The sequence below is a fragment of the Chitinolyticbacter albus genome (genome assembly GCF_024437655.1).
Lineage (GTDB): Bacteria > Pseudomonadota > Gammaproteobacteria > Burkholderiales > Chitinibacteraceae > Chitinolyticbacter > Chitinolyticbacter albus.
In genome coordinates, this window is record NZ_JANBVF010000001.1 from 125817 (window position 1) to 150114 (window position 24298).

The 24298-nt window shown below is 58.7% G+C and carries 22 protein-coding genes; 11 read left to right on the forward strand and 11 right to left on the reverse strand.

Features of this window, described 5'->3' with window-relative positions:
• Positions 1-89: 89 nt before the first annotated feature.
• The 6 genes from NLI84_RS00570 to hemN form a co-directional block, all read right to left on the reverse strand.
• Positions 90-2012 (reverse strand): PrkA family serine protein kinase, encoded by a 1923-nt coding sequence (locus NLI84_RS00570; protein ID WP_255987409.1) that lies wholly within the window; start codon positions 2010-2012, stop codon positions 90-92.
• A 240-nt stretch (positions 2013-2252) separates the two neighbouring features.
• On the reverse strand, positions 2253-3209 hold the full coding sequence (locus NLI84_RS00575; protein WP_255987410.1) for a GGDEF domain-containing protein: 957 nt from the start codon (positions 3207-3209) through the stop codon (positions 2253-2255).
• Positions 3209-3826 carry a chemotaxis protein CheC gene (locus NLI84_RS00580; protein WP_255987412.1) on the reverse strand — a complete coding sequence of 206 codons (618 nt, stop codon included), beginning with the start codon at positions 3824-3826 and terminating at the stop codon, positions 3209-3211. The genes NLI84_RS00575 and NLI84_RS00580 overlap by 1 nt, the downstream gene beginning before the upstream one ends.
• A 16-nt stretch (positions 3827-3842) precedes the next feature.
• Positions 3843-4211 (reverse strand): response regulator, encoded by a 369-nt coding sequence (locus tag NLI84_RS00585; protein WP_255987414.1) that lies wholly within the window; start codon positions 4209-4211, stop codon positions 3843-3845.
• Positions 4212-4317: 106 nt separating this feature from the next.
• A complete protein-coding gene (locus NLI84_RS00590) occupies positions 4318-4974 on the reverse strand; it encodes a sulfite exporter TauE/SafE family protein (RefSeq protein WP_255987415.1) in 657 nt (218 codons plus the stop codon).
• Between the two features lie 6 nt (positions 4975-4980).
• The gene (gene hemN, locus NLI84_RS00595) at positions 4981-6474 is read right to left on the reverse strand and encodes an oxygen-independent coproporphyrinogen III oxidase (protein ID WP_308445810.1); all 1494 of its coding nucleotides are present in this window, start codon (positions 6472-6474) and stop codon (positions 4981-4983) included.
• Positions 6475-6512: 38 nt separating this feature from the next.
• On the opposite strand from hemN, the gene fnr reads away from it, so the two are divergent.
• Together fnr and NLI84_RS00605 are read left to right on the forward strand one after the other, a co-directional pair.
• Positions 6513-7256 (forward strand): fumarate/nitrate reduction transcriptional regulator Fnr, encoded by a 744-nt coding sequence (gene fnr / locus NLI84_RS00600; RefSeq protein ID WP_255987417.1) that lies wholly within the window; start codon positions 6513-6515, stop codon positions 7254-7256.
• 5 nt (positions 7257-7261) lie between these two features.
• The gene (locus tag NLI84_RS00605) at positions 7262-7846 is read left to right on the forward strand and encodes a hypothetical protein (RefSeq protein ID WP_255987418.1); all 585 of its coding nucleotides are present in this window, start codon (positions 7262-7264) and stop codon (positions 7844-7846) included.
• A 73-nt stretch (positions 7847-7919) separates the two neighbouring features.
• On the opposite strand, the gene NLI84_RS00610 is transcribed toward NLI84_RS00605, so the two are convergent.
• Positions 7920-8468, reverse strand: coding sequence for a phasin family protein (locus tag NLI84_RS00610; RefSeq protein WP_255987419.1), 549 nt, complete (start codon positions 8466-8468; stop codon positions 7920-7922).
• Between the two features lie 153 nt (positions 8469-8621).
• Positions 8622-8813, reverse strand: a complete 192-nt coding sequence (locus tag NLI84_RS00615) for a YjfB family protein (protein ID WP_255987421.1) — start codon at positions 8811-8813, stop codon at positions 8622-8624.
• Between the two features lie 130 nt (positions 8814-8943).
• Between NLI84_RS00615 and dnaE the strand changes: the two genes are divergently transcribed.
• The 8 genes from dnaE to NLI84_RS00655 all read left to right on the forward strand — a co-directional run bounded on the left by dnaE (position 8944) and on the right by NLI84_RS00655 (position 19800).
• A complete protein-coding gene (gene dnaE, locus NLI84_RS00620; RefSeq protein ID WP_255987422.1) occupies positions 8944-12381 on the forward strand; it encodes a DNA polymerase III subunit alpha in 3438 nt (1145 codons plus the stop codon).
• A 335-nt stretch (positions 12382-12716) separates the two neighbouring features.
• Positions 12717-13685, forward strand: a complete 969-nt coding sequence (locus NLI84_RS00625; RefSeq protein WP_255987427.1) for an L-threonylcarbamoyladenylate synthase — start codon at positions 12717-12719, stop codon at positions 13683-13685.
• 51 nt (positions 13686-13736) lie between these two features.
• Positions 13737-14264 carry a type IV pilin protein gene (locus NLI84_RS18900; protein ID WP_284699752.1) on the forward strand — a complete coding sequence of 176 codons (528 nt, stop codon included), beginning with the start codon at positions 13737-13739 and terminating at the stop codon, positions 14262-14264.
• Between the two features lie 3 nt (positions 14265-14267).
• Positions 14268-14810, forward strand: coding sequence for a GspH/FimT family pseudopilin (locus NLI84_RS00640; RefSeq protein WP_255987429.1), 543 nt, complete (start codon positions 14268-14270; stop codon positions 14808-14810).
• Positions 14800-15444, forward strand: coding sequence for a PilW family protein (locus NLI84_RS00645; protein WP_255987430.1), 645 nt, complete (start codon positions 14800-14802; stop codon positions 15442-15444). Before NLI84_RS00640 ends, NLI84_RS00645 begins: the two co-directional genes overlap by 11 nt.
• Positions 15441-16703, forward strand: coding sequence for a pilus assembly PilX family protein (locus tag NLI84_RS00650; RefSeq protein WP_255987431.1), 1263 nt, complete (start codon positions 15441-15443; stop codon positions 16701-16703). Before NLI84_RS00645 ends, NLI84_RS00650 begins: the two co-directional genes overlap by 4 nt.
• 11 nt (positions 16704-16714) lie before the next feature.
• Positions 16715-17350, forward strand: coding sequence for a type IV pilus modification PilV family protein (locus NLI84_RS19200; RefSeq protein WP_373316868.1), 636 nt, complete (start codon positions 16715-16717; stop codon positions 17348-17350).
• Positions 17351-17532: 182 nt separating this feature from the next.
• Positions 17533-19800: an arginine/lysine/ornithine decarboxylase gene (locus NLI84_RS00655; RefSeq protein WP_255987433.1), complete on the forward strand. Its 2268-nt coding sequence runs from the start codon at positions 17533-17535 to the stop codon at positions 19798-19800.
• Positions 19801-20118: 318 nt separating this feature from the next.
• Here NLI84_RS00655 and NLI84_RS00660 read toward each other — a convergent pair whose 3' ends face one another.
• The 3 genes from NLI84_RS00660 to NLI84_RS00670 form a co-directional block, all read right to left on the reverse strand.
• Entirely contained in the window at positions 20119-21354 is a 1236-nt protein-coding gene (locus NLI84_RS00660) for a DUF4344 domain-containing metallopeptidase (protein ID WP_255987434.1), read from the reverse strand.
• Between the two features lie 1030 nt (positions 21355-22384).
• Positions 22385-22510: a hypothetical protein gene (locus NLI84_RS00665; RefSeq protein ID WP_255987435.1), complete on the reverse strand. Its 126-nt coding sequence runs from the start codon at positions 22508-22510 to the stop codon at positions 22385-22387.
• A gap of 29 nt (positions 22511-22539) precedes the next feature.
• Positions 22540-22923 carry a carboxypeptidase-like regulatory domain-containing protein gene (locus tag NLI84_RS00670; protein ID WP_255987439.1) on the reverse strand — a complete coding sequence of 128 codons (384 nt, stop codon included), beginning with the start codon at positions 22921-22923 and terminating at the stop codon, positions 22540-22542.
• Positions 22924-23170: 247 nt separating this feature from the next.
• Between NLI84_RS00670 and rlmM the strand changes: the two genes are divergently transcribed.
• A complete protein-coding gene (gene rlmM, locus NLI84_RS00675) occupies positions 23171-24232 on the forward strand; it encodes a 23S rRNA (cytidine(2498)-2'-O)-methyltransferase RlmM (protein ID WP_255987440.1) in 1062 nt (353 codons plus the stop codon).
• The last annotated feature ends 66 nt before the right edge of the window (positions 24233-24298 follow it).

The following is a 24298-nucleotide window of genomic DNA, read 5'->3' on the forward strand; positions in this document are numbered from 1 at the left end:
TCCGGTGAATTGTGATTCGCGCAGCCGCGCTCAGGTGAAACGTGAAACGCAATCCGTCCTGCGTTTCACCCCCCACACTCACGTATCCACTACGAAGACTTGCGCACCCGCAGATACCATTCGCACAGCAGGCGCACCTGCTTGGCGGTGTAGCCCTTGGTGACCATGCGGTTGACGAAGTCCTCGTGCTTCTTCTGTTCCTCGGCGCTGCCCTTGGCGTTGAAGCTGATCACCGGCAACAGCTCTTCGGTGTTGCTGAACATCTTTTTCTCGATCACCGAGCGCAGCTTCTCGTAGCTGGTCCAGGTCGGGTTCTTGCCTGCGTTATTGGCGCGCGCACGCAGCACGAAGTTGACGATCTCGTTGCGGAAGTCCTTGGGGTTGCTGATGCCAGCCGGCTTCTCGATCTTCTCCAGCTCGTTGTTGAGCGCGTTGCGATCGAAGCTCTCGCCGGTATCGGGATCGCGATATTCCTGATCCTGGATCCAATAGTCGGCAAAGGTCACGTAACGATCGAATATATTCTGTCCGTACTCGGAATAGCTCTCCAGATAAGCCGTCTGGATTTCCTTGCCGATGAATTCCACGTACTTGGGCGCGAGATATTCCTTGAGGTAGCTGATGTAACGCTGCTCGACGTCCTGCGGGAACTGCTCGCGTTCGATGCTTTGTTCCAGCACGTAGAGCAGGTGCACCGGATTGGCCGCCACTTCTTGGTGATCGAAGTTGAACACCTTGGAGAGGATCTTGAAGGCGAAGCGGGTGGAGAGCCCGCTCATGCCCTCGTCGACACCGGCGAAGTCCCGGTATTCCTGGATGGACTTGGCCTTGGGGTCAATGTCCTTCAGGTTCTCGCCGTCGTACACCTGCATCTTGGAGAACACCGACGAATTCTCCGGCTCCTTCAACCGGGAAAGCGCAGCGAATTGCGCCATCATCTTCAGCGTGCCCGGCGCGCACGGCGCCTGCGACAGCGAGGAGTTGCGCACCAGCTTCTCGTAGATATGGATTTCCTCGGACACCCGCAGGCAGTACGGCACCTTCACGATGTAGATCCGATCGAGAAAAGCCTCGTTGTTCTTGTTGTTTCGGAACTGCTTCCATTCCGATTCGTTGGAGTGCGCCAGGATCACGCCCTCGAACGGAATCGCGCCAAAGCCCTCGGTGCCCTTGAAGTTGCCCTCCTGCGTCGCGGTCAGGAGCGGGTGCAGCACCTTGATCGGCGCCTTGAACATCTCGACGAATTCCAGCAGGCCCTGGTTCGCCAGGCACAGGCCACCCGAGTAGCTGTAGGCATCCGGATCATCCTGCGCGTATTTCTCCAGCTTGCGGATGTCGACCTTGCCGACGAGGGACGAGATGTCCTGGTTGTTCTCGTCACCGGGCTCGGTCTTGGCCACGGCGATCTGGCGCAGCACCGACGGGTAGCGCTTCACCACGCGAAACTGGTCGATGTCGCCACCGTATTCGTGCAGGCGTTTCACCGCCCACGGGCTGGGGATATTGCGCAGGTAGCGGCGCGGAATGCCGTATTCCTGCTCGAGGATGGCGCCATCCTCGTCGTAATTGAAGAGGCCCAGCGGCGACTCGTGCACCGGGCTGCCCTTGAGGCAATAGAACGGTACCCGCTCCATCAGCTCCTTGAGCTTTTCGGCAATCGAACTCTTGCCGCCGCCCACCGGCCCCAGCAGGTAGAGGATCTGCTTCTTCTCCTCCAACCCCTGCGCCGCGTGACGGAAGTAGGCGACCACCTGCTCGATCACCTCCTCCATGCCGAAGAACTCGCGAAAAGCCGGATAGATGCGTATCACCTTGTTCTGGAAGATGCGCGAGGCACGGGAATCGAGCCGGGTATCGGTCATTTCCGGCTCGCCGATCGCCATCAGCATGCGCTCGGCCGCCGTGGCGTAAGCCGCGGGCTCGCGTTTGCACAACTCCAGATATTCCTTGAGCGACAACTCCTCTTCACGGGTCCGTTCGTAGCGCGACGAGTAGTGGTTGAAGATATCCATCCTGCACCTCCGGCGACGGGAAACTTCGGCTTCTACTTAGGCAGTGGCGCGATGGATAGTTCGTTTACCGGCGCGCCTTGCACAGTTCAGTTATAGACGGCACGCATCGCGCCCAAGGGCGAGGTTGGCAACAATCGAAGCGCCACTTTGCAAGTGGCGCCCATGACGGAGGAATAAACGCTGGAGAATCAGCCACCTTGCGGAAAAATGGCTGTAAAGGGCACCGATGGCCGGTGCCGATCAGGGCGTGACGGGCTGTTGCGGCGAATACACAGTGACGCGATTGCGTCCGCCATGCTTGGACGCATAGAGCGCTTCGTCGGCCATGGAGAGGATCTTTTCAGCGCTGGTCACGCCGGGCTGATACTGGGCCACGCCGATGCTGGCGGTCACCGTGATACGCTCGTCGCCCGACGCCACCGTATCGGCTGCGATTTCGAAGCGGATGCGCTCGGCTGCAGCGTAGGCACCGGAAAGGTCGGTCTGCGGCAGGATGAGGACGAATTCCTCGCCACCGTAACGACCAAATACGTCAGGCTCGCGTAGCACCGCCTGGGCACGCCGCGCCACTTCACGCAGCACTTCATCGCCGGCCACATGGCCATAGGTGTCGTTGATCTTCTTGAAGTGATCCAGATCGAACAGCAGCACGCTGAAAGGATCGACGTGATAGCGATCGATACGCTGGATTTCGTCATGCAACCGCATGTCGACATAACGACGGTTGAACACGCCGGTGAGCCCATCGCGGTTGGAGCTCTCTTCCAGCTTCTGCATCGCGGTATGCATCATCATCTGGTAAATCGCGCTGTCGGTGGCATCGATCAGCGTGACCGCCACCGCCTCGATCTCACCGGCGTCGTTCTTCACCGGCATGAAGGTGAAGTTCTGCCGCATGTAGTCGATGCCGCCGGTGATAGGCCGGTTGTGCGCAAAGCGGAATAGATATGGACGTTGCTCCCAGGAAGTGAAAGCGGAGTTCTTCAACACGAACACGCTGTCTATCTTCTTGGCCAGCCACTTCTGCGGCAGGTCGGGAAACAGCTCGAACAGGCTGTGCCCAATCGCGTCTTCGCTGCTGATGCCGCTGTGGTGCGCCATAAAGCGATTCCACAGCTGCAGCCGGTGATCCCGCCCGACGACAAATACGCCGACGTTGACCTCGCTAACGATGAAGTCGCCAAGCGACACCGCCATCAGAAGTTTTCCATGAAGGTATCGAGTGCGGATTTCAGCGTGAGGATGGACTCCTCGGGCATCAGCGTCAGCAGATGGCAGGTGAAGTCCCGCACTTCCAGCGTGAAGTGCACTTCCACCAGCAATGCGTAATTCCACGTCAGCTGCTGCGGATTGATCAGCCGCCCCACCTCAACATTCTCGGCCATGATGGTCGGCGCGGAAAAACTGAGCTTGGCTTGCAACAATTCGGCGATGCCATTGAGGCAGGCGCCGACCAGCACATTGCTCACATCGAGCAACAGTTCGCGATCGGCGGCGCCATCCAGGTCGTCCTCGTACCCCATCAGATCGGCCAGATCACGGCAACCGTCCTGGTCATACATGACCATGGCCTCGCCGCGCAGCGTGCCATTGAAAGCCTGCCGCACGGCAGTGATCGATTGCGGAGTTCCCACCAATTGCGCAATGCCCGTGGAAATCGCGGCCGATTCGGTGATGTTGATGCGCGGCACCGACAGCTGGACGAACGACTCGAGGATCTGTGCGAGCTGCGAGCCGGCTTGGCCCATCGCAATATTGGTTACTTCCTGCAGCGCATCGCGCTGGTCGGGGGTCAGCAGCAGGTGATCTATCATCGCGGTCCCCGGAAAATCACAGTGAAATGCCATATTCGCGCAGAATCGCTTCGATCTGCTCGGCATTGACGGGCTTCTTCACAAAGGCAATGGCCCCCAGCTGGCGCACGCGCTCGCGCGCCATGGGCTGGATATCGGCCGACACAACGACGACAAAACTGTTCAAGCCTTCGCGCTGCAGCGTTTCCAGCACCCCATAACCATCCAATTCCGGCATGGTCAAATCGAGGAACATGACCTCAGCCTTGCCAGCACGATATGCGGCCAAGGCTTCTATGCCATTGCCGGCCTGTGTGATTTCAACATCCCAAGACGACGGCAAGGCCTTGATCAGCATCTTGCGCGCCATGACCGAATCATCGACCACCAAAATAGGTGTAGGCATCCGCCTCCAACTCCCCAAGCTATTTCTTGTTCGTAAGTAAATTTAACGAAGCAGTTTAGTGCATGACGCCGAATTTGTAGATAGCCGTTCCGATGGAAGTAGCTACTTACAAACCCGCATACAGCCGCCACATACCGAGCATCACCAACAGCAAACCCAGTATTGTTCTTAAGCCACGAAGCCTCAATGCACCTCGTAGATGTTCCGCTGCCGCGCCGATCAGCAACAGGTTGGGCAAGGTTCCCAACCCGAACGCCATTAACAGCAATGCACCTTTTTCTGTCGAACCACTGGCCAGCGCCGACAGGCTTGCTGTATAGACCAAGCCACAGGGCAACCACCCCCACAGCGCACCTACCACCAGCGTATGCCGCCATTGGCGAATCGGCAAAAAATGTCGCAACACAGGTTGCAACTGACGCCAGATGGGTACACCGAGGCGCTCCAGCCGGGCGAACCAGCGTGCCCAGCCGGCAACATAACAGCCCATCAGGATCAGCAACAGGTTGGCTATCCACCATAGCACCGTCTTCAAGGCAGATAGCGCAAGCAACTGAGGTAGGCTGCCCAGAGCCCCGGCCAGCGCGCCGATCAACGCATATCCAAGCAATCTGCCCGCATTGAATCCCAGCAGGTAGGGCCAGCGCGGGCCAGGCGGCAGTTGCAGTGTAAACGCGGTGACGACGCCACCACACATGCCCAGGCAGTGCCCTCCCCCGACCAGCCCGGCAACAAACAAGGTAAACAAGGCGGGGTCGGGCATGGGCGGTCAGATCAGGCGGGAGTAGGCGGTGACGGGTTGTTGGCGGGGAAGGTAACGATCGAACACCATGGCGACCGTGCGCACCAGCAGACGGCCGCGCGCGGTGACCTCAATGCCGTCGGGCCGTAGCACGACCAGGCCATCGTCGGCGAGCGGCTGCAAGCGCTGCAATTCTTCCGCAAAGTAGCTCTGAAAATCAATCATGTACGCCGGCTCAAGCGACTCGAACGACAGCTGAAACTGGCACATCAATGCCTGTATCACCGCCCGGCGCAGCAGATCGTCGCGCTGCATCGTATAGCCGCGCACCGTGGGCAGGGTATCGGCATCGAGTGCCGCGTAATAGTCGTCGAGCTTACGCGCATTTTGTGCGTAGCTGCCGCCCACCATGCCAATGGCCGACACGCCGAAGGCGAGCAGGTCGCAATCGGCATGGGTGGAATAACCCTGGAAATTGCGATGCAAATGGCCCCGACGCTGCGCCTGCGCCAGTTCGTCCTCGGGCAAGGCGAAGTGATCCATGCCGATATGCACATAGCCGGCCGCCTGCAATGTCGCAATGCAATCGGCCAGGATATCGAGCTTGGTCGCGGCATCGGGCAAGTCCGCCTCGTTGATGCGCCGCTGCGGGGCAAAGCGCGTCGGCAGATGGGCATAGCTGTAGAGCGCAATGCGATCCGGCCGCAATGCAATCACCCGCGCCAGCGTGCGGGTCATGCTGGCGCGGGTCTGGTGAGGCAGGCCATAAATGAGGTCCAGGCTGACCGAGCGAAAGCCGTGATCGCGTGCAGCGGTGATCACCGCCGCCGTTTCGGCCTCGCTCTGGATCCGGTTCACCGCCTGCTGCACGCGCGGATCGAAATCCTGCACGCCGATGCTGACGCGATTGAACCCCAATTCGGCGAGCGCGGCCATGGTCTGCGCGCCGACCTTGCGTGGATCGATTTCTATGGCGTATTCGCCATCTGGCTCCAGCTCGAAGTGGCGACGAACCGCTGCCATCAGGCGCCCCAGCAACGCATCGCTGAAGAAGGTCGGCGTGCCACCACCCAGATGCAGCTGCTGTACGCGCGAGCGGCCGGCAATCAACCCTGCCTGCAGCGCCAATTCGCGCTCCAGATAGTCCAGATAGGTATCCGCCTGATCCCGTCGCCGTGTGATGACCTTGTTGCATGCGCAGTAATAACAAATCGTGTCGCAAAACGGCAGGTGGAAATATAATGAAAGCGGTTTTGCCGCCGAGCCTGGTTGACGTCTCGCAACGGCCTGCTGCCACTCCGTCGCCGTCAGAGGCCCGAAGCGATCGGCAGTCGGATATGAGGTATAGCGCGGCCCGTGCCCGTCATAGCGAGCGATCAGTTCGCGATCAAAAACGGCGTGCTGCAGGTCTGCGTATGGGTGCATCGGAGGCTTTTGCGAGTTGATCCCAGGGATCGAACAGCTTAACGTGTATGCAGCCTGTCGCTCATTGATCATGATCAAGGCAGAACCTGACGTCATACGGCATACCGCCGGTGGCCATTACTCCAGGGATCCCTATGCTCTCCACCATCCCGGTCCAAGACACCAGCATCAAGCATCTGCGCCAGGCGTGCTCCAACTGCAGCCTGCGTGAACTCTGCCTTCCACTGGGTTTGTCGGTCGAAGAAATGCGCCACGTCGATGAACTCGTCAGCCAGGGTCGGCCCGTCAAACGAGGCGATGCACTCTACCGTGCTGGCGAACCATTTCGCGCACTCTTTGCGGTGAAGCTGGGTTTCTTCAAGACCAGCGTGGTATCCGAGGATGGGCGCGAACAGGTCACCGGTTTTCATATGACCGGCGATTTGATTGGCCTTGATGCCGTCAGTACCGATCTTCATACCTGCGATGCCGTGGCGCTCGAAGACAGCCAGGTTTGCGAGCTGCCCTTTGTCGAAATGGAGGAGCTGGCGCGCAAGATTCCGGCCATCCAGCATCATTTGTACAAGGTGATGAGCCGCGAAATCGTGCGCGACCATGGCGTGATGCTGTTGCTGGGCAATATGAAGGCCGAAGAGCGTATCGCGGCCTTCCTGCTCAACCTGTCGCAACGCTTTGCGCAGCGCGGCTATTCGGCATCGAGTTTTCATCTACGGATGACGCGCGAAGAAATCGGCAGCTATCTGGGCCTCAAGCTGGAAACGGTAAGTCGTACGCTTTCCAAGTTCCAGGAGCAGGGCTACATCAAGGTGCAGAACCGCCTGATCGAAATCATCCAGATCGACGCGCTGCGACAATTGGTCAGCAACTGCCAAGGCTGACCCCCATGCCCGGCCCCGTTTGCCTGATCGCGCCCGAAGGCCTGTCGGCGCGTTTGCAAAGCCGGCTGGCCCAAGCCGGCTGTGCGGCGGACTGGCTGGGCGCCGCGCCTCCTGCTGCCGTGCCGCAGAACGCGCTACAACTGAGCGTCGTCGGTACATCCACCGCGATCACATCCCTGGATAGCGTCGAGATCGCCGTCGTGCTCGATCACCCGCTCGCGGAACACCTAGGCTGGATGCTCGCCGTCAGCGGCAACGCCAACGCGCTGCGGCAAGCGGCACGCTGGCTGGACGCGCTGGCGCCCGTACCACGCGGCTGGCTGCATGTCGGCTCCGCAGGCGCGGCCGCGTTTGTGGGGGGGATTAATGCGCTGTGGGCCGAGCAGCAGCAACGCATCATTGCCTGGCTCGCCGAACGCGGGCCGCGCGGCGCGGCGCACTTTGACCCGGCCAGCTGGCAATTGCTCGCGCAGCAGACGCAAAGCGAGCTGCACGCGCTGGCGCGCCGCTATCTGGCAGGCAACCCGGCACCCGACGAAATCGCAACCCGCCTCGCCCGCGCCATCGCCATGCTCTACCCCGGCACTTGAAACGGACGTAAAAAAGGGCAGCTCAACGCTGCCCTGAATGGACCCCCTGAAGGGATCAACGGGGAAATACAAATCAGGCGACGGCTGCCTTGCTCTGTTGTTTAGCCACCTTGGCGGCTTGCTCGGCGCCAGCAACGGCAGCCTGGGTCAGTTCGCTGGCAATCTTCTGCGTGCTGCGCGTCACGGCGTCATAGGTGTTGGCGGCTGTTTCCACGGCATTGCGGAACACAGCCACTGCGGCACCCGAGCCGACCGGTGCGACTTCAGCAGCCTTATCCAGCGAGCTGATCAGGTTCTTGTTGAAGCCGAGCACCTGTTCTTCGACCAGGCGATTGACTTCGTGCTGGGTTGCGCTGGCGACGTCGAACACCGAGCGCGCAGCTTGCAGGACCTTGTCGACGGAGGGCTGTGCCAGCTGTTTTTGCAGCGCCACGAGGCCTTGTGCATCCTTCACTTCGGCCAGCGCCTTGGCCGCTTGAGCCTGTTCGGCGAGCACGTCACGCGCGATGCCCAGTTGCAGGCCTACCAGGCGTTCGACGCCGTTGAAGACGATTTGCGACAGGCGCAGCGATTTTTCCAGACCAGCTTGTTGGGCTTCGGTGTACTGATTGACGTTGAACATGCGGGGGCTCCATGAATTGTGCATTGCAACAAGTAGTGCATTGTTGGAGTCGGACGCTGTCGAGTCAAGTTATTTTTGTGCACCGCAACATGTCGGTGACGGGCGGCATAAAAAAAAAGCGGCATCGCCGCTTTTTCCAATAAAAACAACCGCTCAGGCCTGTACATCGACCGTTTGCCCCAGATGACTGGGATTGTTATACGACGCGGGCTGCGGTAAGCCCTCGAGCAGAGAGAGCGCATTCTGTTGCTGGATATCCAGTGCCTTGCGCAGCACGTTGTTGGTCACGACGTACTCGGATGGCTGGGCATTGCTGGCAGCGTTGGTGAGCGACATGGTTTCCATAACAGCAACTCCTTATTTACGTTCGCACCATAACGCCCAGCTTCACTCACTGACAAGCATTTCGGGATCAACGGCAAGCGCGACGCCGTTCACGCCATTGTGCAGCCGGCAGCTGCGGTAAAATGCCCCGATGAACGCTCCTGCCTTTATCCATCTTCGCCTCCATTCCGAATTTTCCGTCGTCGACGGCATCGTGCGCATCGACGACGCCGTGAAGCGTGCTGTCGAGCTTGACCAGCCCGCGCTTGGCGTATCGGACCTGATGAATCTCTTTGGCATGGTCAAGCAGTACAAGGCCTGCCGCAGCGCCGGGATCAAGCCCATCGTTGCCATCGATGCGCGCATCGAAAACGAGGACGACCCGGATAAGCCCTACCGTGTGCTGCTGATCGCCAGGAATCGTGCGGGCTATGGCCGCTTGTGCGAGCTGCTGACCGACGCGTATCTGCATAACCAGTACCGCGGCTATGGCGAACTGAAGAAGGAATGGCTGGCCGCCCAGCCCAATGGCGATCTGATCTGCCTGTCCGGCGCGCACATGGGTGAAGTCGGTCAGGCGTTGCTCAACGGCAATTACGCGGCCGCAACTGCGGCGGCGCAGTGGTGGTCGGCACAATTCCCAAACAGCTTCTATCTGGAGTTGCAGCGCAGCGGCAAGCCCGAATGCGAAACCAGCGTGCAAGGCCACCTGGATCTCGCGTCCGATCTCGATCTGCCGGTGGTCGCCACCCATGCGATCCAGTTCATGGACAAGGGCGACTTCAAAGCGCACGAGGCGCGCGTCTGTATCGCCGAAGGCTTTGTTGTCTCCGACAAGCGCAGGCCACGTAATTTCACCGAAGAGCAGTACTACAAGACGCCGGCCGAGATGGCCGCACTGTTCGCCGACGTTCCCGAGGCGCTCGCCAACTCGATCGAAATCGCCCGCCGCTGCAACGTGAACGTACAGCTGGGCAAGAATTACCTGCCCGATTTTCCTACGCCGGAAGGCATGACGCTGAACGACTTTCTCGTTCACTTGGCGCACGAAGGCCTGGAAAACCGTTTGCTGCAGCTGTACCCGGACGAAGCCAAGCGCGATGCCGAGCGGCCGCGCTATCTGGAGCGGCTGAAGTTCGAGACCGACACCATCATCCAGATGGGTTTTCCCGGCTACTTCCTGATCGTGGCGGACTTCATCATCTGGGGTAAGCAGAACGGCTGCCCGGTGGGCCCCGGCCGCGGCTCGGGCGCGGGCTCGCTGGTCGCCTACGCGCTTGGCATCACCGATATCGATCCGACCGCCTACGCGCTGCTGTTCGAGCGTTTCCTCAACCCCGAGCGGGTGTCGATGCCCGACTTCGATATCGACTTCTGCCAGGACAACCGCTGGCGCGTGATCGAGTACGTGCGCGAGAAATACGGCGCCGAGGCTGTCAGCCAGATCGCCACCTTCGGCACCATGGCGGCCAAGGCCGTGGTGCGCGACGTCGGCCGCGTGCTCGATCTGCCTTATATGTTCTGCGACGGCCTCTCCAAGATGATTCCGGCGGCGCCCGGCAAGCAGTACAGCCTGGATGACGCGGTGGAGATGGTGCCTGAGCTTGCCGAGCGGGTGCAGAACGAAGACGAAGTGAAAGAGCTGTGGGAGCTGGCCAAGACGCTGGAAGGCCTGACCCGCAATATCGGCATGCACGCCGGCGGCGTGCTGATCGCGCCGGGCCGCATCACCGATTTCTGCCCGGTCTACCAGGCCAGCGGCGCCGATGCGTCACCCGTCTCGATGCTGGACAAGGACGACGTCGAGCAGATCGGCCTCGTGAAGTTCGACTTCTTGGGCCTGCGCAACCTCACCATCATCGAGCTGGCACTGCAATACATCCAGAAGGAAACTGGCCAGTACCTCGACCTGATGAGCCTGGGTTTCGAAGACCAGGCGGCCTACCAGGTGTTCCGTGACGCCAACACCACGGGGGTGTTCCAGGTTGAATCGGACGGCATGAAGCGACTGCTGGAAAAGCTGCAGCCCGACCGTTTCGAAGACATCATCGCCGTGCTGGCGCTCTACCGACCGGGCCCCTTGGGCTCAGGTATGGTCGACACCTTCATCAACCGCAAGAAGGGTCTGGAAACGCCCGACTACTTCCACCCCGACCTCGAGCAGTGCCTGGAGCCGACCTACGGCGTGATCGTGTACCAGGAACAGGTGATGCAGATCTCGCAGATCATCGGCGGCTATACGCTCGGTGGCGCCGACATGCTGCGCCGGGCCATGGGCAAGAAAAAACCCGAGGAGATGGCCAAGCACCGCACCACCATCGCCGAGGGTGCCGCGCAGAAGGGCTACGACCCGGCGCTGGCCGAACACCTGTTCGATCTGATGACCAAGTTCGCCGAGTACGGCTTCAACAAGTCGCACACCGCCGCCTACGCCGTCGTCAGCTATCACACCGCCTGGCTCAAGGCGCACCACACTGCCGCCTTTATGGCCGCCACCATGAGTTCGGAACTGGACAACACCGACCAGCTCAAGGTGTTCTACGACGATTGCGTCGAGAAGAACCGGCTTAAGCTGCTACCGCCGGACGTGAACGAGGGGTTCTACCGTTTCGTCCCGGTCGGCAAACGCGAAATCCGTTATGCGCTGGGCGCGGTGAAGGGCGTGGGCGAGAATGCAGTGAACATGATCGTCGCCGAGCGCGAAGCGAACGGTCCGTTCAAGGATCTGTACGACTTCTGCCGTCGTACCGACAAAAAGGAAGTGAACAAGCGGGTGATCGAGGCGTTGATCCGCGGCGGCGCGTTCGACGCCATCGACGACCATCGCGCCCGGCTGATGGCCAATGTCGAGCAGGCGATGGCGCTGGCCGAGACCGAAGCGGCCAACGCCAACCAGGGTTCGCTGTTCGACGTGTTCGAAGCCACTGCCGCCCCCACGATCGAGCAGATCGAGGCCACGCGCTGGGACGACAAGATCAAGCTCGCCGAAGAGAAGACCGCGATTGGCTTCTATCTCTCTGGCCACCCGTTCGACGCGCACGCCAAGGGCATCCGTCACTTCCTCAAGACCCGGCTCGATCGGCTGGAACCGAGGAAGGAGCTGCAGTATCTCGCCGGCATCGTCTCCGGCATCCGGGTGAAGAATGGCGATCGCGGGCGCATGGCCTTTGTCCAGCTGGACGACGGTAACGGCAAGGTCGAGGTCTCGCTGTATTCCGAGGTCTACGAGGAGCACCGTACCAAGCTCAAGGACGACACGCTGCTGGTGGTATTGGGCAAGGTGAGCGAGGACCGCTTCAATGGCGGGATGCGCGTGGTGGCCGATGCGGTGATGGACGCCGCGGAAGCGCGCAGCCAGTTCGCCCGCGCGCTGGCGATCAACCTCAACGGCAACGCCGATGCCGCCAAGCTGCAGACGCTGCTGTCCGGCTATATCGGCGGCCGTTGCTTGGTAGAGATCGACTACCGCAACGCCGACGCACAATGCCAGCTACGGCTATCGGATGCGTGGCGGGTGACGCTGCACGACGAGTTGCTGACCCAGCTCAAGGCCGGTTTCGGCGATGCCGCGATCAGCGTGCGCTATTGATGAGTGACGCGGTCCATCGCCCGTGACGGCCTGGACCGCGCAAGCGCACCATCCAGGGTGTAGCGTGGCGAACAAGATCCAGCGCAGCGATTCAGCGCGAAACGCCCTGAAAGGCGTTGAACCGGACTCCTGTGATCGCGCTGAAATGTGATGACCCGGACTCCCTTCGGTCGCAAACAGCACAACGAGTGTGACCAGTGAGTGCGATGTAGGCCAAGGATGCTGTCAGCAACGCGCGGCGGCTAACAGCGCCTTCCAGTTCCTGTAGCGGCATCTGCCCATATTCTGCATTTTTCCGTTTACAATCATCACCTTTTTCGAAAATCCGGATTCAAATGAACGACTTGGACTTGGCGCTGGCACGCCTCAATGCCGGTGCGCTGGTGGCCATCCCCACCGAAACCGTCTACGGCCTCGCCGCCGACGCCAGCAACCCGGAAGCGGTTGCGCGCATCTTTGCGCTCAAAGGCCGGCCGGCCGATCACCCCGTGATTGTTCACATCGCTGGCAGTGCGCAACTGACCGACTGGGCACAAGATATTCCGGATACCGCTTGGCAACTGGCCGAAGCCTTCTGGCCCGGTCCGCTCACACTCATCCTCAAGCGCCAGCCGCATGTGCTTGATGCCGTCACTGGTGGCCAGGATACCGTGGGTCTGCGCGCGCCCGCCCATCCGCTGACTAGTCAGCTGCTGCAACAGTTCGGCGGCGGCCTGGCTGCTCCCTCGGCCAACCGCTTTGGCCACGTCAGCCCCACTACCGCGCAGCATGTGCGCGACGAATTCGGCGACGAGGCTCCACTGGTGCTCGATGGAGGTCCTTGCCAGGTCGGCGTCGAATCGACCATCGTCAGCCTGATCGATGGCGCGCCCAAACTGCTGCGGCCGGGTGGGATTCTGCGAGAACAGATCGAGAACCTGCTGGGCATGAAGCTGGAACATCACCAGCACGCACAGACGGCCAAGGTCCGCGTCTCCGGCCTGCTCGACAGCCACTACGCGCCGCGCACCCCCCTGATTTCCGGCCCGCGCCTGGCGGTACGACAGGCTGCGCTCCTCGCCGCCCAGGCCGGTCAACGCATTGCCCTGATCACCCAATCTGCCGCTGTAGCAGACGGAGTTTACAGCCACGTTGTGACGATGCCGAGCGAATTCGATGCGTATGCGCAACGGCTATATGACACGCTACGTCAGCTCGACACTTTCGGCCTCGACGCGTTGTATCTGGAAAACCCACCCACCAACGCGGGCTGGCTGGCGGTGAACGATCGTTTACGCCGGGCGTCCCATCAGCAACTGAACTGACTGCCCATCCCCGCACCCTCTCACATGTCAGCATTCGAAATCACCCCCTGCATGAGCAAAATCAAGCACTTGCCGTCCGTAAGGGAAGGCCATAAGATAGTGGTCAGAAGAAAACTGACAAAATCATCAGGAGGAGCTCATATGCTAGCCAAGCACTACCAGCGAATAACCGGGTTCACTTTGATCGAACTAATGATTGTCGTGGCGATTATAGGCATCCTTGCGATCATAGCAATCCCCAGCTATCAGGAATATGTTCGCAAATCCCGTCGTGCGGATGCCGCCGTTGCGATCAGCAAAACACAGCAGGCTCAGGAACGCTACCGAGCTAATCAGACTAGTTATTCGGACGATTTCGGTTCGAGCGAGCTCAATTTGGTTTCGACCGCAACCGCAGCGAAGATGAATAGCGAAAACGGCTATTATGAGCTCGAAATTGCGAGCGAAAGCCCAACCGGATATATCGTCACGGCGACTGCCTTAGGGAGTCAAACTGCGGACACTGGATGCACCAGCCTCACATTGACCGTTGAGAACGGGAATGCAACTCGAGCCCCTGCAAGCTGCTGGCAAAAATAAGCCATGACTCACTCTCGCGGTTTCACCTTAATCGAAATCCTTATCACAGTAGCGCTTCTTGGTATCGCATTAGCGATAGCTGTTCCTTCCCTCACTTCGTGGATCCTTGCGGCAAGGACCAAAGGCGTTGCAGAAAATCTTGCCCAAGATATCGTCATGGCGCGAGCAGAAGCGATCCGTACCAACAAACCAATCAGGATGAATATCCAGGTAGCGAGTAGTAGCTGCTATGGATTTTCGACCAACCCATTAGGTTGCAATTGTACGAAAACCAGTAGCACAGATTCTGCTTTTTGCGAAGTAAAACGGGAAGGCGAATGGCATGGAGTCAGCATTTCCCTCGACTCGGGTCAGTTCAATAACATCATATTCGATTCAACGCGTGGACTGCCTGTCACTAATGCATTTGGCATTTTACCTGGGACTCAGACGGCTAAAATATCCAGTTCATCAGGGCAAGTAAATGTGAACATGACGGTGATCGGCGGCCTTTGTCTGAGCTCTCCAAGCAGCGCCAAGCTCACAGGATATCCAGATGCGTGCTGATACAAAAACCCCGCTTGACATTTCCAGTCAGAGCGGCTTTACGCTGATCGAAATTTTGATTGCGCTGGCAATTGGCTTATTTATTATTGGCGCAGCATATGCATATTTTCTCAGCACCTTAAAAACCAGCAAAGCTTTAGTAGCTCAAAGCAATTTACAGCAAGACATACGAGCCACATCCACTTTGATGCAACGCGACATTCGCCGTGCTGGATATGCACCCAATGGCAGCCCACATACAAGCACAGTCAACAAGATTTGGCTTGGAAAAACAGATGCAGCGCTCGCGGACAACAATTGCATCCTCTACCGTTACGTGGACGAACGCAACAACCTGCGCAACAGCGGATTTTTACGGTATAGCAATGGCCGTATTTACATGAGAACCTCAGGCAGTAGCAACCATTGCCCGTCAAACCCCACAACAAGTAGTGAGTGGGCTACCGTCACAAGCGCGGCCAACTCTTCCGTAGCCACGTTTATCGTAAACTACATTAGTACCGGCAATCGCCCCCGCATTCAAATTCAACTAACTGCCAAATCAACAACAGATAGCTCAATTTCGTTACCGCTCACGTTGCGCATTGTCATGCCCAATGCGCCAACTCTCGGCACTGCGGCTACTGGGGCATGATTATGACCATTTCTCACACTCCAATAAGCCGCCAACGTGGCCTCGCCACTTTGCTGGTTGCCATTGTAATGCTTGTTGTGCTTGCCATAATCACGCTCCACAGCAACAAAACGGTGGTCAGCGAGCAACGAAGCACGACCAATGAATACAAACAAGCGCTAGCCTTTGAGGCGGCGCAGTCTGGCATTAGCCGTTTTCTTTCCGAATTAAACACCACCAATAGTGCCATTAATTTTAGCAAATACTTCAGCCAAAGCGGAACCAATTTTACGCTAAAAAGCAGCTATACGAATACGCTCAACCCCAACGGCTACCTCAATACAACCGCAACAGCTTTCACACACAATTTTATCGGTGGCTGGCAAGTGGCCCAATCAGACACACTACCCAACCCGAAAGATGAGAGCGGAAATACGTTGGCTGGGGTAGTTCAAATTTATCGTGTGTTTTTAGCCAGCACCGGCACCTCGAATACATTTAGGCTCATTGCGCAAGGATGTGCAGACAGTTGTGGCTTTGCCGAAGCCTTCGTCGCAACCGAATTCATGGTAACCAGCAGCGCAATTTGCCCTCTAGATATAAATGGCAATTTAAACGTAATTGCAAATTCATCTGTTCACGGACTATTAGACGGCGACTCCCGCTTTACTTGCGGAATTTCAGTTGGTTCCATTACAGGCACTCACACCGATGTAATAGGCTGCACAACTGGAAGCTGTAATCCAGGCAACGCAGGCAATCTCACGCCTCCGTATGAAGTTACAGGCTCAATAGGCAAAGACGCCCATTTTCAAAAGTACTTCTCCCCCATGACGCAAGCCCAAAAACTCGCCGATGTTACAGCTAAAAATGGAATGTCTCCAAGACAGGCTTGCCTTGTTTCCGGAAATGCCACTGAGAGTGATGTACTAGCATGCATCAGTGCCGGACTAAAAAATATTTATGTTACGGGCAATTTAAATGTAAGCACCAACGCCATTACTTGGCCTAACTGGCTTAAATTCCCTGATGGAGCCTCCCTCATTGTAGGAGGAGACTTCAACTTGACAGGCTCTTCGATGTCATGGGATGGGCAATTGTATGTATCAGGCAATAGCACACTTGCTGGCTCACTGCATGTAAAAGGGAACGCCGCATTTGCAGGAAATGTTGATTCCAATATATCTTTAAATGTCACCGCCGATCCCCTCCGCACTAAAGTACCGGGCGGAGGCGGTGTACGTTCGAACCCCACCCTTGGCTCATGGAGAGATTTTTAATCATGACTCACATGAATTACGGTGCTCAGACTGGGGTAAGCTTAATCGAAGTACTCGTTGCAGTAGCCATACTCGCAACCGGCTTGTTCACATTGGCCAGCTTTACCGGGCAGCAATATCAAAGTGTCCGTAATAACTCGGATCGCGCAACTGCTTTAGCTTCAGCCCAGTATTTGATCGATCAATATCGTGGGCTGGACATTACATCCCTCGTGAGCGGCAAAGATCCAGGGGATTGCAGCAGCAGCACACCGCACCGCGAGTGGCAAATCAGCGCAGTCAGTGGGCTTAGCGATCTGCGTGCGCTGTCGGTCAATGTCTGCTGGACGGATGTGACGGGAGCGGTGCAAAGGGTAGCGCTATCTGCAATGATAGGCAGCGCAGTTGCAGCCAGTTCGGGTACCACGCCCACGCCTGGTGCCACCCCGACACCGGCGCCACCCACTTCGGCACCATCTAATGCCTGTGGCACTGCCTACTCAAACGGGGCTTCCTATAACGCCGGTAGCGTCGCATCCAATCTAGGGCGCAACTACAAATGCAAGCCTTGGCCATATACGGGTTGGTGCGGCCAAGGTGGCCCCTATACCCCTGGAACAGGGTCGAATTGGAGCGAGGCCTGGGAAGATGCTGGGCAATGTTCGTAGGACATCGACTGAGATACTTGGATAAATTCCAATCGGGGCCTGTCACGCACATACAGTGCATTTCGTTTAAACTGCCCCCTCCCCGGGACGTCCTAGGCCGGTAACAGGGCTGCCGCAACGGCAGCCCTGCCAGAGGTACCGCGCTCCCTTTCCTTCTATCCTTTTGGAAAGGTTCACCCCACATGCGTTTCTACTTTCCCGTCGTCATCATCGACGAAGATTTCCGCTCCGAGAACACCAGCGGCTCCGGCATCCGTGAGCTTGCGGCTGCGATGGAGGCCGAGGGCATGGATGTCATCGGCTACACCAGCTATGGCGATCTGACCTCGTTCGCGCAGCAGCAAAGCCGTGCAGCGGGTTTCATCTTGTCCATCGATGACGAGGAATTCGGTGGTGGCACCCCGGAAGAAACCCAGACTGCGCTGAACAGCCTGCGCACCTTTGTCGCCGAGATCCGCCGCCGCAACCCGGATATTCCGATCTACCTGTATGGCGAGACGCGCACCGCGCGCCATATCCCGAACGACGTGCTGCGCGAGCTGCACGGCTTCATCCACATGCACGAGGACACGCCGGAGTTCGTGGCCCGCCACATCATCCGCGAGGCCAAGAGCTACCTCGATACGCTGGCGCCGCCGTTCTTCCGTGCGCTGACCCACTACGCGCAGGATGGCTCGTACTCGTGGCACTGCCCGGGCCATTCGGGTGGCGTTGCCTTCCTGAAGACGCCGGTCGGCCAGATGTTCCATCAGTTCTTCGGCGAGAACATGCTGCGCGCCGATGTATGCAATGCGGTCGACGAGCTCGGCCAGCTGCTCGACCATACTGGCCCGGTGGCAGCTTCCGAGCGCAACGCGGCACGCATCTTCAATTGCGATCACCTGTTCTTCGTCACCAACGGCACCTCCACCTCGAACAAGATCGTTTGGAATTCGACCGTAGCGCCCGGCGATATCGTGGTGGTCGATCGCAACTGCCATAAATCTATCTTGCACGCGATCATGATGACGGGCGCCGTGCCGATCTTCCTGACGCCGACACGCAATCACTACGGCATCATCGGCCCGATCCCACGCAGCGAGTTCGAGCCGGAGAGTATCCGCAAGAAGATGCTGGCTAATCCATTCTGCCGCGAGAAGCTGGAAGCCAACCCCGACGTGAAGCCGCGCGTGCTGACCATCACCCAGTCGACCTACGACGGCGTGATGTACAACGTCGAAGAGATCAAGGGCTTGTTGGATGGCGAGATCGAAACGCTGCATTTCGACGAAGCCTGGCTGCCGCACGCCGCCTTCCATGACTTCTATGGCGACTACCACGCCATCGGCGAGGGCCGGCCGCGCTGCAAGGATTCGATGGTGTTCTCCACCCAGTCCACGCACAAGCTGCTGGCAGGCCTAAGCCAAGCGTCGCAGATATTGGTGCAGGATGCCGAGGAGAACAAGCTCGATCGAGACGTGTTCAACGAAGCGTACCTGATGCACACCTCCACCAGCCCGCAGTACGCCATCATCGCCTCGTGCGACGTGGCGGCGGCGATGATGGAAGCACCGGGCGGCACCGCGCTAGTCGAGGAATCGCTGGCCGAAGCGCTGGAATTCCGTCGCGCGATGCGCAAGGTGGACGAGGAATACGGGACCGACTGGTGGTTCCGCGTCTGGGGCCCGGATGATCTGACCGACGAGGGCCTAGATCACCGCGACGCCTGGATGCTCAAGGCCGGCGAGGATTGGCACGGCTTCGGCGATATCGCCGAAGGCTTCAACATGCTCGATCCGATCAAGGCCACCATCCTCACGCCGGGCCTCAATGTGCGCGGCGAATTCGACGCCACCGGCATCCCGGCGGCCATCGTCAGCAAGTATCTGGCTGAGCACGGCGTGGTGATCGAAAAGACCGGGCTCTACTCGTTCTTCATCATGTTCACCATCGGCATCACCAAGGGCCGCTGGAATACGCTGCTCACCGCACTGCAGCAGTTCAAGGACGATTACGACAAGAACCAGCCGCTGTGGCGTTGCCTGCCGGAATTCATTCAGCAGTACCCGCAGTACGAGCGCATCGGCCTGAAGGATCTGTGCCAGCAGATCCACGACATCTACAAGGCCCGCGATGTAGCGCGGCTGACCACCGAGATGTATCTGTCGGACCTGACGCCGGCGATGAAGCCTGCCAAGGCCTTTGCCAAGATGGCGCACCGCGAAATCGAGCGGGTGCCAATCGACGAGCTGGAAGGCCGCATCACTGCCGTGATGTTCACCCCCTACCCGCCAGGCATTCCGCTGCTGGTTCCCGGCGAGGTGTTCAACAAGACCATCGTCGACTATGTGCGCTTCGTACGCGAATTCAACGCGCGCTTCCCCGGCTTCGAGACCTATATCCATGGTCTCGTCGCGGACAAGGTGGATGGGCATACGCGTTATTTCGTCGACTGCGTGCAACCGGAATAAGCGCGGCGAACAATATCCTGGCTACGTCGTGCGACTTGCCATACGCCTTGCACTGTCGGCGTTTCGCACTTCTTGTCAGAACCGCTTCGCTGGGTTTTGTTAGCCACTCCCAGGCGCTGCCGACAAGATAAATACAGGGGCACCCGCCCCTGTATTTATCAGCCGCCTGCAACGACCCCAGCCGAAAGGTAACTCGGCCAAGGAAGAAGCTGCGCTTCGGGATGCCGGGGAAGCGTGTTTTGTCTGCTCCCCAAAAGCCGGATCAGTCCAATTCATGCATGTCTAACAGGCTGATAGGATCGACGCGCCGCCGCGTGGTCATTTTGCTCCAGCGCCACCGGCTTGCTGTAGCGCCTTGATCGTCGACGCGTCATAGGTTTCCGGTTCTTGTTTGGCGCTCAACATGGCTTGTCGTTTTTTCAAAACGGCGCGATCAAGGTGGGGAATCACCAGTTGCTGCATCCCCGCATCCAGCCGGCGCCAGTCCTGCGGGCAGGACTTGGCGCGACCTGGTGGCAGATACCCTTTGTCCACCAAGAAGCCATATCGCTTGCTGTCGCTGCCATATGCAAAGCAGAGCATGTTGAAGTAGCGTTGCTGATGCAATGGATGGGCATCTGCAAATGAACCAAATTGTAGATCCTTGGTACTGCCAAAATCCTCATGATTTTTCATGAAGAAGAACTTCGCACCTTGAAGTATCCAATGCACCTCTGGATCCTTGGATTTCAACAACGCGTAGATGGCAAACGCGTCAGCCGCATCTTCCGGATTACCGATAATCGGCACCTTGAAGATGTCGTAAAAACCATGCCCCAGCTCGTGCAGAAACAGGAACTTCATGCCGCCGATCGAGACCTTGCGCCGGTACTCGGCCGTGCGATGCTGCATTTGTGCTTCGGCCTTTTCGTGGAAATCCTTATACATCTCGTAGCAGGTCACAATCAGTGATTTTCCCGGCCAATAGAAGGCATTGGTTTGGCCACACTCCTTGGTTTCCATGGTCATGCCACTGGGCCAGTTCACCAGTGCTAGGATGGGCTCCATGCCTTCCTGTGCTTTGTTCGCCTGTAGCAGCTCGTAATACGGCTTGAGGTCGGGATTTTTCGGCGGCGTATAGACAAACTTGAAAGTCTTGTCGATCTTCGGAGCTGGCTTGGCGACCGTTTCCACGGAGTCACAGCATGCTGCCAACAGCAACACGAGGCCGAGTCCGCACACCCCTACGCGTACTTTCTGCTTCATCTGTTTCCCCCGAGAAAAATAAAAGGACAGCAATTGCTGTCCTTTTAATATAGCGGTCAATGCGGCAAGCAGGTGACTATCCAGCCGCAGACCAATCACCTTGGTATTACTTCGCCGGCGAGGTGGCCGTTTCCGCGTTGCCTTCAGCGGCTTGCGGTTGCGCTGCAGTCGCGGTTTCAGCGTTACCTTCGGCAGCTTGCGGTTGCGCTGCGCCGGTCGCTGTTTCAGCAGCACCTTCGGCAGCTTGCGGTTGTTCAGCGCCGGTGGCCGTTTCAGCGGCACCTTCAGCAGCTTGCGGTTGCTCAGCACCGGTAGCCGTTTCAGCGTTGCCTTCAGCGGCTTGCGGCTCGGTCTTGCTGCACGCAGCGATGGAGAAAGCGAAAACAGCAGCGAGCAGGGCGGTCAGAATCTTGGACATTTTGTGTACCTCATGATCGGTTTGAACAGACTGCCAACCCAGACTAATCCCTTTTTTTTCACAAACCAAGCCCGTCAAGATTGCTGTTAACAAAATTACACAGCACGCATACATGCCGTTACCGCCCGCAATTTAGCGGGGACGCTGTCGCCAAGCCGCATCAGTAAACACTTCTATACGGATAGGGGGGATGCTGGTCACGAGTCTAAGCAACGCGGCTATCCTTCTGCCTCATCCAACAGGCCGACGTCGGTAACAATTTGAAGCATTTGAAGAAATCAGCAATGACAGTTGTGGCTCAAAGATCGGAAATAACAATGTCATGGCAGGATCAACCTCTCCCTCAACCATGTGCATTTCCTTTCATGAAACCGACGGAATTGCCATGTTACTGTCACCAACCACGCCTCACCTTGTCGTTCCGCGCCCAGCGCTTGGGTGTGGCTTCGAACGCATGGCGATCAGTCCCAACGGCAGGGCACTTTATCCTCTGTTGGAACTGCCCCTCGCGGGCGACGACGGCAAAACGCCGCTGATCTATGAAGTTCGACATCGCCAGCCGTAGTTACACCGGCAAGCAATACAAGTACCGACTCAATGCTAAGGGCTCCCTCTTGTTCAATTGGCAGCAAAGGCATCTTGATCGAACGCGCTCCCAGTCAGGGCGATCCGGCCGGCCGGGCACAAGAAGCTCTACCGCATCAAGTTGGATGTTGTGGGCGAATATATGTGGAGAAGAGCGAACTGGTGGCCCCGAAGAAGCTCGCCAACCCAGCCTGATCGGCGGGACTGGCGAGCTGGGCGACACGAGTTCATCAAGATTCGCCTGCTGCAAAAGCTGCCGCTTGGCCAATAAACACTGATCTGCGATACCAAACTCGAGCAAGGCCTGCTGGAAAAGCAGGCCTTGCTCGTCTCAGGTCAACCCGGTTGCGGCGTGGTGCTCCTGGCCGTCTGCAGCGGCACGGGCTCGGCAGACGACCACAGCACACCCGATACCGTAGCCATGATCGCCAGCATCCAGATCCCGACCAGTCTTCTCGCCATGGTTACCGCTCCTTGCTGCTACACAGCCTTTACCATGTCAGATGTACAGAGCGCGCCTTGTTGCCCTGCACGCTCACCGCGCGTTGCTGTGTTTGCCCATCCAGGCTGGCTACCAGCTGATATCGGCCATCGGGCAGCTGGGCAAACAGGTAGGGGCCGGTGGTGGTGGTGTCCAGCAGCGTCTGCCCCTTTCCATCCCGTACCTCCACCTTCACACCAGACAGATAGGCGCCCGATTTCTCGGTCATCAGCAACTGCAGGTTGTATTGCGACCGCACCGCCTGCAGCGCTCCCAGCTCCTCGTCGCCAACGCCGCCCGATACAAAGCGTGGTGGCGCCATGGGATCAAGCGACCACGCCGGCGCAACCAGCAGCGCGGCCAACAAACCTTGTACGAAGCGCATCCGTTCCATGATCGTCCTCCAGATGTGGTGGGGGCCATCGCGAACCGGGCGTTACCGCGCGGTCCGGATAAGACATTGGTCGGCGCCAGCACTCTGGAGTTACTGTCAATATTCACCAAAACGCGCACAGTTATATGTAAGCTTGATGACCGGTCGGTTTGCAGGGCCTGCCGGACTCGAATTGGGGACAAAAGGCCGGCGACTCGCCAAAGTGCGATGCGGGCACTACACTGCCGCTCCGAATGAGGAATGCCTGATGCCCGCTCCTACCCTGCTGTTTTATTGCCGCAATGGTTTTGAGAACGATGTCCGCCAGGAATGGCAGGGCCGCTATGCGGCAAGCGGCAGCTGGGAGGCCGGCGAAGGCTATGCCCTGCTGCATGCCGAAGCCCAGGTCGATGCGGCGGCGTGGCATGCCAGCAACTGGATTTTTGCCAGGCAGGTGCTCGCCGTGCTGGGGCGTGTCCAGCTGGGCGAGCGCGACCGGCTCGGCCCCATTGTCGATGCGCTGGCGAGCGTCGCCCGGCCCGGCCGCTGGTCCGAAGTCTGGCTGGAACATCCGGACAGTGATGCGGGCAAGCCGCTTTCCGGCTTCTGCAAGCGCTTCGCACCCATCGTCGCGCAAGCGCTGAGTGAACGCGGCTGGCTGGCACCAGAGGGCAAGGGTCCGCGCCTGCACCTGTTCTTTCCGGCGCAGAGCGAGGCCATCCTCGCCGAGGCCGATCCGGAGCAAGCCAGCCCCTGGCCGCTGGGCGTGCCACGGGTGCGTATGCCAACCGGCGCACCCAGCCGCTCCACGCTCAAGCTGGCGGAAGCCTTTATGACGCTGGTGCCCGATGCGGACACACTGCTCAAGCCTGGCATGGTCGGCGTCGACCTGGGCGCCGCCCCCGGCGGCTGGACCTTCCAGCTGGTGGCGCGCGGGCTCAAGGTATTCGCCATCGACAATGGCCCGATGAAGGGCGACATGGCGCTCCACCCGCATGTGAAGCACCTACGCGAGGACGGTTTCCGCTATAGGCCCAAGAACCCAGTCGACTGGCTGGTGTGCGACATGGTCGAACAGCCGGCTCGGGTCGCCCAGCTGATTGCCGATTGGTTCAGCCGTGGCCACACCCGGCACGCGGTGTTCAACCTCAAACTGCCGATGAAGAAACGCTGGTCCGAGATTGAACGCTGCTTCGGCATCCTCGAGGCCGCGCTCGATCGGACCGAGCTGCGCTACACGCTGACCGCGAAGCAGCTTTATCACGATCGCGAGGAAATCACCTGCTACCTGGGGCTGACCCGCTCGGCGCAGGCCAAGCGCCGCCGTTGATTTGACAGCGTCGGCAGCCGTTGCCTACGCTTGCCGCACGCCATACCAACCACCAGGGAGCGCCGG

What these genes read in the sequence shown, in the direction of transcription:
- NLI84_RS00625 (WP_255987427.1), top strand. Translation starts at nt 12,717, where the DNA reads ATGAACGACTTGGACTTGGCGCTGGCACGCCTCAATGCCGGTGCGCTG.
- NLI84_RS00610 (WP_255987419.1), bottom strand. Translation starts at nt 8,468, where the DNA reads ATGTTCAACGTCAATCAGTACACCGAAGCCCAACAAGCTGGTCTGGAA.
- NLI84_RS00655 (WP_255987433.1), top strand. Translation starts at nt 17,533, where the DNA reads ATGCGTTTCTACTTTCCCGTCGTCATCATCGACGAAGATTTCCGCTCC.
- NLI84_RS00580 (WP_255987412.1), bottom strand. Translation starts at nt 3,826, where the DNA reads ATGATAGATCACCTGCTGCTGACCCCCGACCAGCGCGATGCGCTGCAG.
- NLI84_RS00605 (WP_255987418.1), top strand. Translation starts at nt 7,262, where the DNA reads ATGCCCGGCCCCGTTTGCCTGATCGCGCCCGAAGGCCTGTCGGCGCGT.
- NLI84_RS00590 (WP_255987415.1), bottom strand. Translation starts at nt 4,974, where the DNA reads ATGCCCGACCCCGCCTTGTTTACCTTGTTTGTTGCCGGGCTGGTCGGG.
- hemN (WP_308445810.1), bottom strand. Translation starts at nt 6,474, where the DNA reads ATGACGTCAGGTTCTGCCTTGATCATGATCAATGAGCGACAGGCTGCA.
- NLI84_RS00670 (WP_255987439.1), bottom strand. Translation starts at nt 22,923, where the DNA reads ATGGAACGGATGCGCTTCGTACAAGGTTTGTTGGCCGCGCTGCTGGTT.
- NLI84_RS00645 (WP_255987430.1), top strand. Translation starts at nt 14,800, where the DNA reads ATGCGTGCTGATACAAAAACCCCGCTTGACATTTCCAGTCAGAGCGGC.
- NLI84_RS19200 (WP_373316868.1), top strand. Translation starts at nt 16,715, where the DNA reads ATGAATTACGGTGCTCAGACTGGGGTAAGCTTAATCGAAGTACTCGTT.
- NLI84_RS00575 (WP_255987410.1), bottom strand. Translation starts at nt 3,209, where the DNA reads ATGGCGGTGTCGCTTGGCGACTTCATCGTTAGCGAGGTCAACGTCGGC.
- dnaE (WP_255987422.1), top strand. Translation starts at nt 8,944, where the DNA reads ATGAACGCTCCTGCCTTTATCCATCTTCGCCTCCATTCCGAATTTTCC.
- rlmM (WP_255987440.1), top strand. Translation starts at nt 23,171, where the DNA reads ATGCCCGCTCCTACCCTGCTGTTTTATTGCCGCAATGGTTTTGAGAAC.
- NLI84_RS00570 (WP_255987409.1), bottom strand. Translation starts at nt 2,012, where the DNA reads ATGGATATCTTCAACCACTACTCGTCGCGCTACGAACGGACCCGTGAA.
- NLI84_RS18900 (WP_284699752.1), top strand. Translation starts at nt 13,737, where the DNA reads ATGAGCAAAATCAAGCACTTGCCGTCCGTAAGGGAAGGCCATAAGATA.
- NLI84_RS00665 (WP_255987435.1), bottom strand. Translation starts at nt 22,510, where the DNA reads ATGGCGAGAAGACTGGTCGGGATCTGGATGCTGGCGATCATGGCTACG.
- NLI84_RS00640 (WP_255987429.1), top strand. Translation starts at nt 14,268, where the DNA reads ATGACTCACTCTCGCGGTTTCACCTTAATCGAAATCCTTATCACAGTA.
- fnr (WP_255987417.1), top strand. Translation starts at nt 6,513, where the DNA reads ATGCTCTCCACCATCCCGGTCCAAGACACCAGCATCAAGCATCTGCGC.
- NLI84_RS00650 (WP_255987431.1), top strand. Translation starts at nt 15,441, where the DNA reads ATGATTATGACCATTTCTCACACTCCAATAAGCCGCCAACGTGGCCTC.
- NLI84_RS00585 (WP_255987414.1), bottom strand. Translation starts at nt 4,211, where the DNA reads ATGCCTACACCTATTTTGGTGGTCGATGATTCGGTCATGGCGCGCAAG.
- NLI84_RS00615 (WP_255987421.1), bottom strand. Translation starts at nt 8,813, where the DNA reads ATGGAAACCATGTCGCTCACCAACGCTGCCAGCAATGCCCAGCCATCC.